Annotated in this window: 8 protein-coding genes; 4 read left to right on the top strand and 4 right to left on the bottom strand. The window is 70.1% G+C overall.

Annotation, left to right across the window (positions count from 1 at the left end):
• Nucleotides 1-628: 628 nt before the first annotated feature.
• From DFJ66_RS30325 to DFJ66_RS30315, 3 genes are all read right to left on the bottom strand, one after another.
• Complete coding sequence (locus DFJ66_RS30325; protein ID WP_121226158.1) at nt 629-1,138, bottom strand: hypothetical protein; 510 nt, start codon at nt 1,136-1,138, stop codon at nt 629-631.
• Between the two features lie 263 nt (nt 1,139-1,401).
• Nucleotides 1,402-3,972: an alpha-glucan family phosphorylase gene (glgP, locus tag DFJ66_RS30320; protein WP_121226156.1), complete on the bottom strand. Its 2,571-nt coding sequence runs from the start codon at nt 3,970-3,972 to the stop codon at nt 1,402-1,404.
• Nucleotides 3,973-4,110: 138 nt separating this feature from the next.
• Entirely contained in the window at nt 4,111-6,867 is a 2,757-nt protein-coding gene (locus tag DFJ66_RS30315; RefSeq protein ID WP_121226154.1) for an NACHT domain-containing protein, read from the bottom strand.
• Between the two features lie 230 nt (nt 6,868-7,097).
• Here DFJ66_RS30315 and DFJ66_RS30310 point away from each other — a divergent pair, with 230 nt between their 5' ends.
• The 4 genes from DFJ66_RS30310 to glgB all read left to right on the top strand — a co-directional run bounded on the left by DFJ66_RS30310 (nt 7,098) and on the right by glgB (nt 14,517).
• The gene (locus DFJ66_RS30310; RefSeq protein WP_121226152.1) at nt 7,098-9,077 is read left to right on the top strand and encodes an alpha-1,4-glucan--maltose-1-phosphate maltosyltransferase; all 1,980 of its coding nucleotides are present in this window, start codon (nt 7,098-7,100) and stop codon (nt 9,075-9,077) included.
• A gap of 96 nt (nt 9,078-9,173) precedes the next feature.
• Nucleotides 9,174-10,985, top strand: coding sequence for a maltose alpha-D-glucosyltransferase (gene treS / locus DFJ66_RS30305; protein ID WP_121231961.1), 1,812 nt, complete (start codon nt 9,174-9,176; stop codon nt 10,983-10,985).
• Nucleotides 10,986-10,993: 8 nt separating this feature from the next.
• Nucleotides 10,994-12,343 carry a maltokinase N-terminal cap-like domain-containing protein gene (locus DFJ66_RS30300; protein WP_121231959.1) on the top strand — a complete coding sequence of 450 codons (1,350 nt, stop codon included), beginning with the start codon at nt 10,994-10,996 and terminating at the stop codon, nt 12,341-12,343.
• The gene (gene glgB / locus DFJ66_RS30295; protein WP_121226150.1) at nt 12,340-14,517 is read left to right on the top strand and encodes a 1,4-alpha-glucan branching protein GlgB; all 2,178 of its coding nucleotides are present in this window, start codon (nt 12,340-12,342) and stop codon (nt 14,515-14,517) included. The genes DFJ66_RS30300 and glgB overlap by 4 nt, the downstream gene beginning before the upstream one ends.
• A 684-nt stretch (nt 14,518-15,201) precedes the next feature.
• Here the strand turns inward: glgB and DFJ66_RS30290 are convergent.
• A complete protein-coding gene (locus tag DFJ66_RS30290) occupies nt 15,202-15,726 on the bottom strand; it encodes a TolB-like translocation protein (protein ID WP_121226148.1) in 525 nt (174 codons plus the stop codon).
• Between the last annotated feature and the right edge of the window lie 101 nt (nt 15,727-15,827).

Genomic DNA, 15,827 nt, shown 5'->3' with positions numbered 1-15,827 from the left:
GCGCCCGCCCCACACCCAGCCGCTTGACCGCAACCGCATCGCCTTGACCGCAGCCGCATCGCAGAGCCTCGCCGACCATGCCGCAAGCCGGCCATGCGCCAAACCGGCCATGCCCGAGCCGCGGTCATGTGCCAAGCCCGCCACGCCCACGCCAGCCACGCCCGCGCCCCGCGCCCCGCGCCAGCCGCCCGCGCCCCGCGCCAGCCGCCCGCGCCCCGCGCCAGCCGGCCGGGGGCCGCGCCAGCCGGCCGGGGGCCGGCCGCCGGCCCCCGGTATCCATTCTCCCACCGGGGTACGACAATTCTGTGGCTGGCGCTGGAAAAGGAAATGGGGAGTGGGCCGGGGACGGCGCGTGTCCCCGGCCCCCGCGCCCCGGTCTGAAGCTTGGCGACCGGTTCACACGACATTACTCACCAATGGCGGTTGTGGGGTGAACTATCGCCCGGAGGAGTGGTGCGCAAACGTTTCGCCCACCTATTGCGGGCGGAATGGGCTGCCGGTGGTGGGTGTGGCCGCCGGAACGCGGAGACGGATGGGTGACGATCTTGCGGGATGACCACGGGACGTGACGTGGTCCGGGGGCGGGTGCCGGCGGAGGGCACCGCCCCGGACCACCGAACCCGGCGGACTACGCCGGCACCGTGGGCAGACCACCGGACGGTTCGGGCAGGCCGCACGTCTTCAACGCGTCGCCCAGGTTCTTCAACAGCGCCGACAGCTGCTTGAGCAGCGCCGGCACGTCCGCCACCGCCGGTGCGCCCGGCACGACCGCGCTGAGCACGCCGAACGTCGCCGCGAGCACCCCCAGGCTGTTGGACAGGCACTGCTCGGACGCCTGGTGCGCCACCGGGACCGCGCCGGCCGCACCCACGGCCGGTGTCGGCAGGCACTTGGCGCCCTGCAAAGCACCCAGCAAGCCCAGCACCTCGCCCAACGGCGCGGCGGTGGCGCTGGGCGCGGGAGGCACGCCGGTCAGTTTGGCGATGACCGTCTTGAGGGTGTCGGACAACTGCTGCACCAGACCGGCGCACGCGACGGGCGGGGTCGGCGCGGGCGGGGGTTCGGCCGACGCGGCGGGGACGACCGTCGCGGCGACGAGGACGACGAGCAACGAGGCGGTTGACGCGAATTTCTTCACCGGGCCCACGCTTCCTCTCACGGGTTCCGCATCGCGGGTTCTGCGCTGCTTCACGGGATCTGCGCTGCACCGGGGGACCTGGGAGAGCCAGGCACCGGCGAACCGGGCCTATTCCACGCGAAAAAAGCGTAAGCCCGTTCACGTCGTCCCGGCCGGCGCGCTCGGACGAGTTCACCGGAAGGCACAACGCCGCCACGGAAGGAGGAAAACGAAGACGGATCGGATGACCGCCGGTCACCGCCGGCGGTCATCCGACCAGGTGATCAGCCGGCGAGGACGACCCGGCCCAGCTCAGCCGGTGACGCGAGGAGGTCGTGCCGCGGCAGCACGCGGACCGTGTAGCCGACCGCGCCGGCGTGCGGGAGCGGCACCTCGATGTCGTAGTTGCCGTTGCCCGAGTAGTGCATGGTGTGCGTGACCACGTCGTACAGCTCGTCGGAGTCGCCGACCTTGCCCAGCACGACCTGCACGTCCACCTCGGACGGCTCCAGCCCGGCCAGCTCGATCCGCGCCCGCACCCCGACCGGCGTCCCGAGCAGCGGCGCGGCCGACCCGTTCAGCGTCATGTCCGAGTCCAGCACCCGCACCCGCGTCCACGACGCGCGCAGCCGCTGCCGGTAGGCGGCCAGCTCCTTCGCGCCCCGGTACCCCTCGCCCACCACGGACGCGGCGGACGACGCGGCGGGCGCGTACAGGTTCTCCACGTACTCCCGGACCATCCGCGACGCCTGCACGGCCGGGCCGAGCGACGCCAGCGTGTGCCGGACCATCGACAGCCACCGCGTGGGCACGCCGTTCTCGCCGCGGTCGTAGAACAGCGGCGCGACCTGGTTGCCCAGCAGGTCGTACAGGGCGGCGGCCTCCAGGTCGTCGCGGCGGGTCGGGTCGGTGACACCGTCCGCGGTCGGGATGGCCCAGCCGTTGCTGCCGTCGTACAGCTCGTCCCACCAGCCGTCCCGGATCGACAGGTTCAGGCCGCCGTTGAGCGCGGACTTCATGCCGGACGTGCCGCACGCCTCCAGCGGGCGCATCGGGTTGTTCAGCCACACGTCGCAGCCCCAGTACAGGTAGCGGGCCATCGACATGTCGTAGTCGGGCAGGAACACGATCCGGTGCCGCACGCCGGCGTCGTCGGCGAACCGGACGATCTGCTGGATCAGCGCCTTGCCGCCGTCGTCGGCCGGGTGGGACTTGCCCGCCACGACCAGCTGCACCGGCCGCTCGGGGTGCAGCAGCAACGCACGCAGCCGCTCCGGGTCGCGCAGCATCAGCGTCAGCCGCTTGTAGGTGGGGACGCGGCGGGCGAAGCCGACGGTCAGGACGTCCGGGTCGAACACCGAGTCCGTCCAGCCCAGCTCCAGCGCCGACGCGCCGCGCTGCAACCACGACGCGCGGGTCCGCCGGCGCACCTCGTCCACCAGCTTGCCGCGCAGGTCGTTGCGCAGCTCCCACAGCCGCTGGTCGGTGACCGGCTCGAAGCCGCGCAGGCCAACGCCGGTGTCGTCGGACTCGCCGAGCAGGCGGCTCATCTCGGTGGCCGCCCACGTCGGCCCGTGGACGCCGTTGGTGACCGACCCGATGGGCACCTCGGTGACGTCGAAGCCCGGCCACAGGCCGCGGAACATGTCCCGGCTGACCTTGCCGTGCAGCTTGGACACGCCGTTGGCGCGCTGGGCGAGCCGCAGGCCCATGTGGGCCATGTTGAACAGGCCGGGGTTCTCCTCCGCGCCGAGGGCGAGGATGCGCTGGGTGTTCACGCCCGGCAGGAGCGTCTCGGCACCGAAGTAGTGCTGCACGAGGTCCACCGGGAACCGGTCGATGCCCGCCGGGACCGGGGTGTGCGTGGTGAACACGGTGCCCGCGCGCACGGCCGCCAGCGCCTGGTCGAAGTCCAAGCCCTCGCCGGTGACCAGCTCGCGGATGCGCTCCAGGCCGAGGAACCCGGCGTGGCCCTCGTTGGTGTGGAACACCTCGGGGCTCTGGTGCCCGGTCAGCTCGCAGAACGTCCGCACCGCGCGCACACCGCCGATGCCCGCCAGGATCTCCTGGCGGATGCGGTGGTCCTGGTCGCCGCCGTAGAGGCGGTCGGTGACGCCCCGCAGGTCCTCGTCGTTCTCCTCGACGTCGGAGTCGAGCAGGAGCAGCGGGATGCGGCCCACCTGGGCCTTCCAGATCTTCGCGCGCAGCACCCGGTCGCCGGGCATGGCCACGTGCACCAGGATCGGCGCGCCGGACGGCTCGGTGAGCAGCTCCAGCGGCAGGCCGCGCGGGTCGAGCACCGGGTAGTGCTCGATCTGCCAGCCGTCCAGGGACAGGGCCTGCCGGAAGTAGCCGGACCGGTAGAGCAGGCCGACCGCGATCAGCGGGACGCCCAGGTCCGAGGCCGCCTTGAGGTGGTCGCCGGCGAGCACGCCGAGGCCGCCCGAGTAGTTGGGCAGGGCCTCGGTGACGCCGAACTCCATCGAGAAGTAGGCGATCGCCGAGGGCAGCGGGCTCAGCTCGTAGTTGCCGTGCTCACGCCGCTGCTGCACCTCGTCCTGCCGCCGCTGGAACCACCGGGGCCCGGTGAGGTAGCGGTGCAGGTCGTCGGCCAGCGCCCGGGTGCGCGCGAGGAACTGCTCGTCCCGCGCCAGCCCCTCCAACCGCTCCGGGTCGACCGTGGACAGCAGCCGCAGCGGGTCCGCGCTCGCCGACCACAGGTCGGGGTCGACCGAGGCGAACAGGTCCTGTGTCGGCTGGTGCCAGGTCCAGCGCAGGTTCAGGGCGAGCGTGCCCAGTGCGGACAGCGGCTCTGGCAGGCTGGCTCGGACGGTGAACCGGCGGAGTGCTCGCATGGCGTCGGACCTTATCCCCCATCCAGCGGTGCGGAGCAACGGTCACCCGAACCGATGCAGGTACCGATCCAGCTCTACCAGCACAGATCGCTCCGCGCGTGTTCTTTCGTACACAGTTGGCACGCGGCCGGGCAACCCTCACCCGGTCCGCCGATCGACGGCCAGGACGATCGTCTCGTCGGCCGGTTCGTCTCCGGCAGCCCGCCGCTGGAGCAGCGTTGCCCCGGCCGCCATCCGCCAGTACCGCAGGGCGTCGTCGGACCCGTGGAGGTCGACGGCGAGGAGCGCCGCACCCACCCGGATGGCGGTGGCCAGTTCGGGGGTAACCGTCCGCCGCCCGGCGAAAACCGGTTCCGCGATCGCGCGCAGCCTGTCGGGCAGACCGATGTCCCACGCGATCGCCTTGAGCGGTGTCGCGCGCGCATCCGCCGCCAGCTTCTCGGGCACCAGTTCCAGGTGGGTGGGGATGCCGACCAACGCATCGGCGAACTCGGTGCCCCTCTCGATCGACATCGCGAGCGCTTGGCCGACCGGCGACTCCTCGAACGGCGCACGATCGCCGGGGTGCAGCGGGAAGCGCTCGGTGCTGGTCAGTTGGCGGGCCAGCCCGAGGACCTCCACCACCGGCACGTCCACGTGGAGCCGGACCAGCCTCAGCCGCGCCGCAACCACGGCGGCTTGGAGCCACTCCGCCGATCGGATGGCCTCGGCCCAGGTCGGGGCCAGGCTCAGTTCGACGAGTTCGGTGTCCACGCCGGTGAGGCCGACGGGGATGGAGAACAGTGCGAAGTCCCGGCTCAACCGCTCCGGCATCGGTGGCGGCGGGTCGAGCGACCGGCGGTGCAGGTCCGCGAGGTAGGAAGAGGTGACCGCCTCCAGGTGCAGCAGGGTGAGCAGGCCCGTGCAGTCGGCGACTTCGAGGTCAGCGCGCAGGTACTCCCGCACCATCGCCCCGGAGAACTTGCGGTAGATGTATGCCACTCGATCACCCCCTTCCAACCAGTACCGGTGGCCTGTCTTGCCGATCACCCGGCGCGCGGCCGGGTGATCCACCTCGGTCCGCGTGGGCAGGCGGTAGCGGGTTGAGCCGCCCACCACCTCGGTGGCCCATCGCGTGAAGTCCCGGGCTTCGGTCGCCCACACGCCTCGCGCCGGGGCCTCCGGGTCCAGTCCGGGAGGCACTGGGCGGTCGTTGTCGAGCAGGTAGAGGCGGTACAGGGAGTTCGGCACCGGCCGGCTGCACACCGCCACCCCGTCCCCCAGGACCACTCGCTCCCGCATGAACCTGGTCAGCGCGATGCCCGCCACCAGCCGCCGGCGCTCGGGGTCGTCGCTGTCCACGAAAGCGTCCAGCCGACCCCTCAGCTCCGGAGACAGCTCCGAGCACACCTCCGCGCACTCGAACGCCAGCGACAACGCCGCCACCGTCCCCGACTCCAGGCACGCGTGCACGACCGGATCGGCGAACGTCCGAGCGACGGCCAGCACGGTCGTCTCCCGCCACCAGTCGTCGTCCACCACAGCCGCCAACGACAACAAATCACCCGCCTGCCGGACGTGCACTGCCGCCAAGTACTCCTGGAAGGTCTGGTGCGCGAAAGAAAATTCGCCGCTTTCCCGCTCCACCAGCAACCCGTTCGAACTCACGTCCTCCAGCAGCAACTCTTCCGTCATCGAGGTGGACATCCGCCGCAGCACCGGCCGGAAGACGTCGAGCACCTCAGACCGCGCCAAGTCCCGCACCCGGCGGGTCATCATCGTGTGGGCCAAAGTCTGCAAGACGACCTCCTTGCGGTGGCCGTCGAGCCGGACCGGCAGGTCCTTGGCCTCGTGCCGCCGCCACAGCACGACCTCGCAGATCTCCCGGTACAACTCCGCCCGGCTATCAGGCAGCTTGCTGCCGAACCGGTGCACGTTGGCGACCATCGTCAGCAGCAAAGGGTTCGCCGACAAATCATCAAGAGTTGGGGTGGCGTGCAGCTTGTCCAGCAGCTCGTCGGCCGCCTTCTCCGCCCGCAGCCGCACGGCCTCCCCGACATCGCCGGTGCTCAAGCGCTCCATCGCCGCGTACCAACCCCGCACGAACCGGTTCACCTGCTCGTCGGTGAAGTCCCGCACCTGCAGCACGGTCGCCCCGGACACGGGAGCCGTCCGGTAACCCTGGGGACGCGAAGTCAGGACGAAGTCGTTGCGCGGGTACTGGCGGACCTGGCGTTCGACCCACGCCGAGACCCGCCGGCGGTCCTCGGGGGAGGCCACTTCGTCCAGGCCGTCCAGCAGCACGACGCAGTCGCCGGCGCGCAGCCGCTGCTCGAACCACCCCGGCGGCTCCGGCGTCGGGAACCGCACGAGTTGGGCGCGGACCAGGTCCGGCAGGGCCGCGTCGGCGACGATCGCGGTCACGTGGTCGCGCAGGTACAGCAGGACCGGGATGCGGCGGCGGGAACGGCGCGGACCGGCGACGGCCAGGGCGACGTGCCGCAGCAGCGTGGTCTTGCCGCTGCCGGGCACGCCGATCACGGCGAGCACGACCGGTTCCGGATGACCCAGGAGGTCCGTGAGAGCGTGCCGGTCGCCGGCGGGTAATCGGGCCAGCAGCGAGGTCTGGGCGTTGTGCGGGGTCTGGGCGGCCAGGCCCACGTCCACGTAGACCTCGTCGAACCTCGGCGTGTGGGGGCCGACGAGGAACAGTCCTTTGAGGTCGGCGTACCTGAACGAGGTCAACATGTACCGGCGGTAATGACGACCGAAACGGCTCACCCGACGGCGGAGTCCGGAATCCAGCCGTTCGACAATCCGGTCACGCCACCGCCGCCACAGCGCACGCGGCACGAACAGCAGGCCCGCGACAACGGGCGTGATCAGAGCGGCGGACCAGCCGAGGTTCGTGAGCACCTGGGAAGTCAAGTGCAGCCGGCGTTCACGTTCACTCGCCCGACCGTGTGACCGTCGTTCCGGTGAGTGGGACGGGTGTCCTCATCGCGGGAATCGATCAAGTCCCCAAGTGTGCGATCCAACCAGACGGGGTAGGAACTGCAGGTGGGAGTCCCCGGTGAGAACGCGTGCGACCGCGCCGGGCAAACTTGACCGTGCAAGCGTCACACCAGGTGAGAGGGGCGCTGCCGATGAGCGGACGACTCGGTATCGACGACGTGACCCCGACCGTGAGCGGTGGCCGGTACCCGGCCAAGGCCGTGGTCGGCGAGCACGTCCCGGTCGAGGCGACGGTGTGGCGCGAGGGCCACGACGCCGTCGCCGCCACGGTGACGTGGCGTGGGCCGGGTGACCGGGTCGCCAGACAGACACGCATGGCGCCGCTGGGCGTCGGTCTGGACCGGTGGGTCGCCACGATCGTCCCGGACGCCGAGGGTTCGTGGACCTTCCGCGTCGACGCCTGGTCGGACCCGTGGTCCACCTGGCTGCACGCCGTCGAGGTCAAGATCGCCGCCGGCCAGGGCGCCGGCGAGCTGGAGAACGACCTGGAGAACGGCGCGCGCCTGCTGGACCGCGTGGCCCGCCGTCCCGACCGCCGCAAGGACAAGCCGCTGCTGCTCAACGCCGCCGCCGCCCTGCGCGACGAGGACCGGCCGCTGCCCGAACGGGTCGCGCCCGCCCTCGCCCAGGACGTCCGGCGGGTCATGCACGAGCACCCGGTCCGCGAGCTGATCACCAAGGGCAAGCCGCAGAAGGTCTGGGTCGACCGCAAGCGCGCCGCCTTCGGCTCGTGGTACGAGTTCTTCCCCCGCTCCACCGGCGGGGTCGACGAGTCCGGCGTCCCGGTGCACGGCACGTTCGCCACGGCGACCAAGGAGCTCGACCGCATCGCCGCGATGGGCTTCGACGTGGCCTACCTGCCGCCGATCCACCCGATCGGCCGGGTCAACCGCAAGGGCCCCAACAACAGCCTCCACGCCACCGAGGACGACCCGGGCTCGACGTGGGCGATCGGCGCCGACGAGGGCGGTCACGACGCCATCCACCCCGAGCTGGGCACCATCGAGGACTTCGACGCCTTCGTGGCCCGCGCGAACGAGCTGGGCCTGGAGGTCGCCCTCGACCTCGCCCTCCAGTGCGCGCCGGACCACCCGTGGGTGCTCAAGCACCCGGAGTGGTTCACCACCCGCCCCGACGGGACCATCGCCTACGCCGAGAACCCGCCGAAGAAGTACCAGGACATCTACCCGATCAACTTCGACAACGACCCCCAGGGCCTCTACAACGAGGTGCTCCGGGTCGTCCTGCACTGGGTGGACCACGGGGTGCGGATCTTCCGGGTCGACAACCCGCACACCAAGCCGCCGGACTTCTGGCAGTGGCTGATCTGGACGGTCAAGGACGCCCACCCGGACGTGCTGTTCCTGTCCGAGGCGTTCACCCGCCCGGCCCGGCTGTACGGGCTGGCCAAGCTCGGCTTCACCCAGAGCTACACGTACTTCACCTGGCGCACCACCAAGGAGGAGCTGACCGAGTTCGGCGTGGACCTGGTCCAGCACTGGGACGAGGCCCGGCCGAACCTGTTCGTCAACACCCCGGACATCCTGCACGAGTCCCTCCAGCACGGCGGGCCGGGCATGTTCGCGCTGCGCGCCGCGCTGGCCGCGACGATGTCGCCGACGTGGGGCGTGTACTCGGGCTACGAGCTGTTCGAGCACCAGGCGGTGCGCGAGGGCAGCGAGGAGTACCTGAACTCGGAGAAGTACCAGCTGCGGCCCCGCGACTACGCCAAGGCGGTCGCCGAGGGCCGTTCGCTGGAGCCGTGGCTGCGCAAGCTCAACACGATCCGGCGGGCGCACCCCGCGTTGCAGCAGATGCGAACACTCCGCTTCCACCACGTGGACAACCCCGCGCTCATCGCCTACTCGAAGCAGGACCCGGGCAGCGGCGACACGGTGGTCGTGGTGGTCAACCTCGACCCGCACAACGCGCAGGACGGCACCGTCTGGCTCGACCTGCCCTCGCTCGGCTTCGACTGGCCGGAACGGCTGATCGCGCACGACGAGGTCACCGGGGAGACCTGGGACTGGGGCCAGGCCAACTACGTCCGGCTCGAACCCTGGCGTGCATCGGCGCACGTCGTGGCGGTGCAGCGCAGGTTCAGCAGCTAACCGGGCACCGACGCCCGAGCAAACTCGAGTCCCCCGCGGCCGCACCCTGGGGGACGGTCGAACGTACCCCCGACGAGGTGGGACGAGGTGGAGCACATGGCAGAAGACCCCCGACCCGACGCCGCGCTGACCGGACTGGAAGGCGTGCCGCACACCGGCGAGGCCATCGGCGCCGACGGCCTGCTGGTCGAACCGCAGGCCGAGGACTTCCGCTCCGCGCGGCTGGTGCCGCGCGAGCGCGACTGGTTCAAGGGCGCGGTGTTCTACGAGGTGCTGGTGCGCGCGTTCACGGACTCGAACGGCGACGGCACCGGGGACCTGCGGGGGCTCGCGTCCCGGCTGGACTACCTGGAGTGGCTCGGCGTGGACTGCCTGTGGCTGCCGCCGTTCTACGCCTCGCCGCTGCGCGACGGCGGCTACGACATCTCCGACTTCCGCTCGGTGCTGCCCGAGTTCGGCACCGTCGAGGACTTCGTCTACCTGCTGGACGAGGCCCACCGGCGGGGCATCCGGGTGATCACCGACCTGGTGCTCAACCACACCTCCGACGCCCACCCGTGGTTCCAGCAGTCCCGCTCCGACCCGGACGGCCCGTACGGCGACTACTACGTGTGGAGCGACGACGACTCGAAGTACTCCGACGCGCGGATCATCTTCGTCGACACCGAGACGTCGAACTGGACCTACGACCCGGTGCGCGGCCAGTTCTTCTGGCACCGGTTCTTCTCCCACCAGCCGGACCTGAACTACGAGAACCCGGACGTCCAGGAGGCGATGCTGGACACCCTGCGGTTCTGGCTGGACCTGGGCATCGACGGGTTCCGCCTGGACGCCGTGCCCTACCTGTTCGAGCAGGAGGGCACCAACTGCGAGAACCTGCCGCGCACCCACGACTTCCTCAAGCGCTGCCGCAAGGTCGTGGACGACGAGTACCCGGGCCGGGTGCTGCTCGCGGAGGCCAACCAGTGGCCCTCGGACGTGGTGGAGTACTTCGGCAATCCCGAGGTCGGCGGCGACGAGTGCCACATGGCGTTCCACTTCCCGCTCATGCCGCGCATCTTCATGGCGGTGCGCCGCGAGTCGCGGTTCCCGATCTCGGAGATCCTGGCGCAGACGCCGCAGATCCCGGACGGCTGCCAGTGGGGCATCTTCCTGCGCAACCACGACGAGCTGACCTTGGAAATGGTCACCGACGAAGAGCGCGACTACATGTACGCGGAGTACGCGAAGGACCCGCGGATGAAGGCGAACATCGGCATCCGGCGGCGGCTGGCGCCGCTGCTGGAGAACGACCGCAACCAGCAGGAGCTGTTCACCGCGATGCTGCTGTCGCTGCCCGGGTCCCCGGTGCTCTACTACGGCGACGAGATCGGCATGGGCGACAACATCTGGCTGGGCGACCGGGACGCGGTGCGCACGCCGATGCAGTGGACCCCGGACCGTAACGCAGGTTTTTCCTCCTGCGACCCCGGGCGGATCTACCTGCCGGTGATCATGGACCCCGTGTACGGCTACCAGGGCCTCAACGTGGAGGCGCAGCTGAACAACCAGTCCTCCCTGCTGAACTGGACGCGGCGGATGATCGAGGTGCGCAAGCAGCACCACGCGTTCGCGGAGGGCGACTTCACCGACCTGGGCGGCTCGAACCCCAGCGTGCTGGCTTACCGCAGGCGGTGGTGCCGGCCGGACGGGCAAGAGGACATCGTGGTGTGCGTGAACAACCTGTCCCGGTTCCCCCAACCGGTGGAACTGGACCTGTCCGAGCACATCGGGTCCCGGCCGGTGGAGCTGACCGGCGGGGTGCGCTTCCCCACCGTGGGCGAGCTGCCCTACCTGCTGACCCTGCCGGGCCACGGCTTCTACTGGTTCCAACTGGTCGAGGCGGGCGACGAGGGGGAGGCGAGGTGAGCACCGAGATGAACCCGTGGACGAGCACCGACCCGGCGACCCTGGTGGACGAGGTCGTGGCCGAACTGCCCGAGTGGCTGCCCGCGCAGCGGTGGTTCGGCGGCAAGGACCGGAAGATCACCGGCGTCCGTCCACTGCGGACGACCGTGCTGAGCGAGGCCGACCCGGTGCTGGTGCACCTGGTGGTCGAGGTCGAGCAGCCCGACCGGCACGAGCCCTACCAGCTGCTGGTCAGCGACACCGTGGACAACCACGACGCGACCGGCGACCCGGAGCTGGCCGGACGGCTGCTGGACCTGGTGGCCGACGGGGCGACCGTGGACGGGCTGGTGTTCGAGCACGAGCCGGACGTCGAGCTGAACAAGGGGCTGCGCGGCCGGCCGATCACCGCCGAGCAGTCCAACACGTCGCTGGTGTTCGGCAGCCAGTACATCCTCAAGCTGTTCCGCAAGCTCACCCTGGGCGAGAACCCGGACCTGGTGCTGCAACGCGCCCTGCACCGGGTGGGCTGCGAGCACATCGCCCGGCCCTTGGGGTCGATCACCGGCCGGCTGAACGGCCAGGTCACCACGGTCGGGATGCTCCAGCAGTTCCTGCCCGACGCGGTGGACGGCTGGGCGATGGCCACCACCAGCGTCCGGGACCTGATGGCCGAGGGCGACCTGCACGCCGACGAGGTGGGCGGCGACTTCGCGGGCGAGGCGCAGCGGCTGGGCCAGGCGGTGGCGACCGTGCACGCCGACCTGGAGCGGGCGCTGGGCACCCAGCACGCCGACGCCGACGACATCGAGAAGACCGTGCGCGCGATGACCGCCCGGCTGGACTCGGTGGTCTCGGCGGTGCCCGAGCTGCGCCCCTACGTGCCGGCGCTGCGCGAGGCGTTCGAGGCGGCCCGGGACACGCCCGGCGCGATCGCCATCCAGCACATCCACGGCGACCTGCACCTGGGCCAGGTGCTGCGGACCGTCCACGGGTGGCTGCTGATCGACTTCGAGGGCGAGCCCGGTGCCCCGATCGCCGAGCGCACGGCGTTGCGCTCGCCCCTGCGGGACGTGGCGGGCATGCTGCGGTCGTTCGACTACGCGGCCCACCAGCTGCTGGTCGGGCAGCCGGAGGACCACCAGCTCGCGGTCCGGGCGCTGGAGTGGTCGCGGCGCAACCGCGCGGCCTTCACCGAGGGCTACGCGGAAGCCGCGTCGGGATCGGTGGGCGACCCGCGCAAGCGGGGCTACCTGCTGCGGGCCTTCGAGCTGGACAAGGCGGTGTACGAGGTGGCTTACGAGTACGCGAACCGGCCGGAGTGGTTGACGGTGCCGCTGTCGTCGATCGCGCGGATAACGGGAGAGGTAAAGCGATGAACCCGCAGGACATCGACCGGCTGCTCGCGGGGGCGCACCACGACCCCCACTCGGTGCTCGGCGTGCACCACCTGCCCTCCGGCGAGGTGGTGGCGCGGGCGTTCCGGCCCGGGGCGACGGCGGTGTCCCTGGTGGCCGGGGACAAGACGTGGGACCTGGACCGGGTCGCCGACGGCCTGTTCGAGGGCGAGCTGCCCGAACACCCCGGCGACTACCGGCTGGAGGTCGCCTACCCCGGCGCGACCGTCGAGGTCGACGACCCGTACCGGTGGCTGCCCACGGTCGGCGAGCTCGACCAGCACCTGATCGGCGAGGGCCGGCACGAGCGGCTGTGGGACGTGCTGGGCGCGCACGTGCGGACGTACGAGACGGCGTCGGGTGTCGTGACCGGCGTGTCGTTCGCGGTGTGGGCCCCGACCGCGCGCGGCGTGCGGGTGTGCGGCGACTTCGACGGCTGGGACGGGCGCGCGAACCCGTTGCGCTCGCTCGGGTCGTCCGGGGTGTGGGAGATCTTCATCCCCGGCATCCCGCCGGGCACCCGGTACAAGTACCGGATCCTGGGCCGCGACGGCGTGTGGCACGAGAAGGCCGACCCGATGGCGTTCGCCACCGAGACCCCGCCGCAGACCGCGTCCGTCGTGACCCGCTCGACCTACGAGTGGGGCGACGACGAGTGGACCGCCCGGCGGGACGCGACGGCCTGGATCAACGCGCCCATGAGCGTGTACGAGGTGCACCTGGGGTCGTGGAAGCCCGGGTTGGGGTACCGCGAGCTGGCGTCCGAGCTGGCCGAGTACGTCGTGGAGAACGGGTTCACGCACGTCGAGCTCATGCCCATCGCCGAGCACCCGTTCGGCGGGTCGTGGGGCTACCAGGTGACGTCGTACTACGCGCCGACGTCGAGGTTCGGCTCTCCGGACGACTTCCGGTACTTCGTCGACGTCCTGCACAGCCACGGCATCGGCGTGATCATGGACTGGGTGCCGGCGCACTTCCCGAAGGACTCGTGGGCGCTGGCCAGGTTCGACGGCACCGCGCTGTACGAACACGAGGACCCGCGGCGCGGCGAGCACCCCGACTGGGGCACGCTCGTGTTCGACTTCGGGCGCAACGAGGTGCGGAACTTCCTGGTCGCCAACGCCCTGTACTGGATCGAGGAGTTCCACATCGACGGCCTGCGCGTCGACGCGGTGGCCTCGATGCTGTACCTGGACTATTCGAGGCAGGAAGGGCAGTGGCTGCCCAACCAGTACGGCGGCCGGGAGAACCTCGACGCCGTCCGGTTCCTGCAGGAGCTGAACGCGACCGTCTACAAGCGACACCCCGGCGTGGTGATGGTCGCCGAGGAGTCCACCGCGTGGCCCGGCGTCACCCGGCCGACGCACCTGGGCGGCTTGGGCTTCGGGTTCAAGTGGAACATGGGCTGGATGCACGACACGCTGCACTACCTGTCCCGCGAACCCGTCCACCGGTCGTACCACCACAACGAGATCACGTTCTCGCTGGTGTACGCGTGGAGCGAGAACTTCGTCCTGCCGCTGTCGCACGACGAGGTCGTCCACGGCAAGGGTTCCCTGTGGTCCAGGATGCCCGGCGACGACTGGAACAAGGCGGCAGGCTTGAGGTCGCTGCTGGCCTTCATGTGGGCGCACCCCGGGAAGCAGCTGCTGTTCATGGGCGGCGAGTTCGGCCAGCAGGGCGAGTGGTCGGAGTCGAGGTCCCTGGACTGGCACCTGCTGGACAACCCGTACCACTCGGGCATCCGGCGGCTGGTCGCGGACCTGAACGCGGTGTACCGCGAGTCGCCGGCGATGTACAGCCAGGACAACAAGCCCGAGGGTTTCTCGTGGATCGACGCGAACGACTCGGCGGGCAACGTGCTGAGCTTCGTGCGCGTCGGTGAGGACGGGTCGCTGCTGGCGTGCATCGCCAACTTCGCCGGCATGCCGCACCACGACTACCGGGTGGGTTTGCCGGTGGCCGGGCGGTGGCGGGAGGTCGTGAACACGGACTCGGAGGTGTACGGCGGGTCCGGGGTCGGGAACATGGGCGGGGTGGAGGCGGAGGAGAAGCCTTGGCACGGCCGTCCGGCCTCGGCGGTACTCCAGTTGCCTCCGGCCGGCGTGCTCTGGCTGGCGCCGGAGGCCAACTCCCCCGCAACCGAGGACCTCTAGCAGACGACGCGCAGCGCATGCTTTCCGGCGCGCGCAGCGCGGCTTTTTGCGTGTGGTGGTCCCAACCACAGGTGGAGGGCCTCGGTTCCCCCGCCGTATGGCCTGCCCGAAGGGCTACCACATTTTGGGTCGGGTGCAGCCGAAAGTTTTTGCGAGGAACGAGCAAAAAGTTTTAGCGGCACCCGGCCCAAAATGTGGTTGGCTCCGCCAGGCCATACGGCGGGGGAACCGACGCCCTTCACCCCCCGCTGGCGGCCTGCCGCGCGGCGAGCGCCGCTTTTCATCTTTCGAGCGCGCAGCGCGTCCCAAGCGCGAAGCGCGTTCGGCTTGAGAGCGAAGCGTTCAGTTCAAAGCGCTTAAAAGCGAAAAGCGCCTCGCCGGCGGGCAGGCCACCAAAGATGACCCAACTGCCACTGCGGGGGCTTCTTGCTTTTGCCATCCCCGTATGGCCTGGCGGAGCCTACCACAGATTTCCCCGGGTGCCGCTAAAACTTTTTGCTCGTTCCTCGCAAAAACTTTCGGCTGCACCCGGGGAAATCTGTGGTAGCCCTTCGGGCAGGCCATACGGAGATGACAAAAGCAAGAAGCCCAAGTTGAGTTGTGTCCCCTCCGGCGGACTGCCGACTCGCCGGCTTCGCCGAAAGGCTGTGGGGAGCGCGAAGGTGGGGGTCACGCGAGGGTGGGTCAGGTTGGGGTTGGGTGGCCGGTGCCGTCTGCTGGGACTTGCCAGGTTTGTTTGTCCAGGTTGTAGGTGATTGTGTGGTTGTCGGGCCAGGTTGCCTGGTCGTCCACGCTTCGGGGTTCGGCTAGTGGGGTTTCGGTCATTGTCTTCAAGTCCAGGACGTGGAGGCGCCATGGGCCTGGGGATACTCGCTTTTTGAAGGCCAAGCGGGTGCCGTCCGGGGAGACGGAGGGACACTCCACGTTGACTCTTAGGGTGATGGCCTCCCATGTTGTGTAGGTGGCTTGGATCAGGTGGGTTTGACCCTTGCTGGCGACGGTTGCGTAGAAGGTGTTGTCGTCTTGGGTGAAGGTGACGCCCCAGAAGTTCAGGTCTGGCGCGTAGTAGCGGGTGCCGTCGATGGTTACGGGGAGGTCTTCTATCGACTTTCTGAGCTCGTCCGTGGACGTGTCGAGGATGCCGGTTCGGGTGGAGAAGCCTGCGGTGTTGTAAGAGTCGCCGGAGACGAACACCGTCCAGGACACCATTCGGCCGGATTGTGATACCTGAAGACGGCTGGGGACTCCGGGGATGGCGTGTTTTTGTTCCCTGCCGTTTCTGGTGACGGCTAGCTCTGCCATCGGGGGCA

The organism is Saccharothrix variisporea (genome assembly GCF_003634995.1).
Lineage (GTDB): Bacteria > Actinomycetota > Actinomycetes > Mycobacteriales > Pseudonocardiaceae > Actinosynnema > Actinosynnema variisporeum.
The sequence above is the reverse complement of the archived record's forward strand: the minus strand, read 5'-3'. Positions and strand labels throughout refer to the sequence as shown.

Coding starts and splice junctions, on each gene's coding strand:
- glgP (WP_121226156.1), bottom strand. CDS start 3,972: ATGCGAGCACTCCGCCGGTTCACCGTCCGAGCCAGCCTGCCAGAGCCG.
- DFJ66_RS30310 (WP_121226152.1), top strand. CDS start 7,098: ATGAGCGGACGACTCGGTATCGACGACGTGACCCCGACCGTGAGCGGT.
- treS (WP_121231961.1), top strand. CDS start 9,174: ATGGCAGAAGACCCCCGACCCGACGCCGCGCTGACCGGACTGGAAGGC.
- DFJ66_RS30300 (WP_121231959.1), top strand. CDS start 10,994: ATGAACCCGTGGACGAGCACCGACCCGGCGACCCTGGTGGACGAGGTC.
- glgB (WP_121226150.1), top strand. CDS start 12,340: ATGAACCCGCAGGACATCGACCGGCTGCTCGCGGGGGCGCACCACGAC.
- DFJ66_RS30290 (WP_121226148.1), bottom strand. CDS start 15,726: ATGGTGTCCTGGACGGTGTTCGTCTCCGGCGACTCTTACAACACCGCA.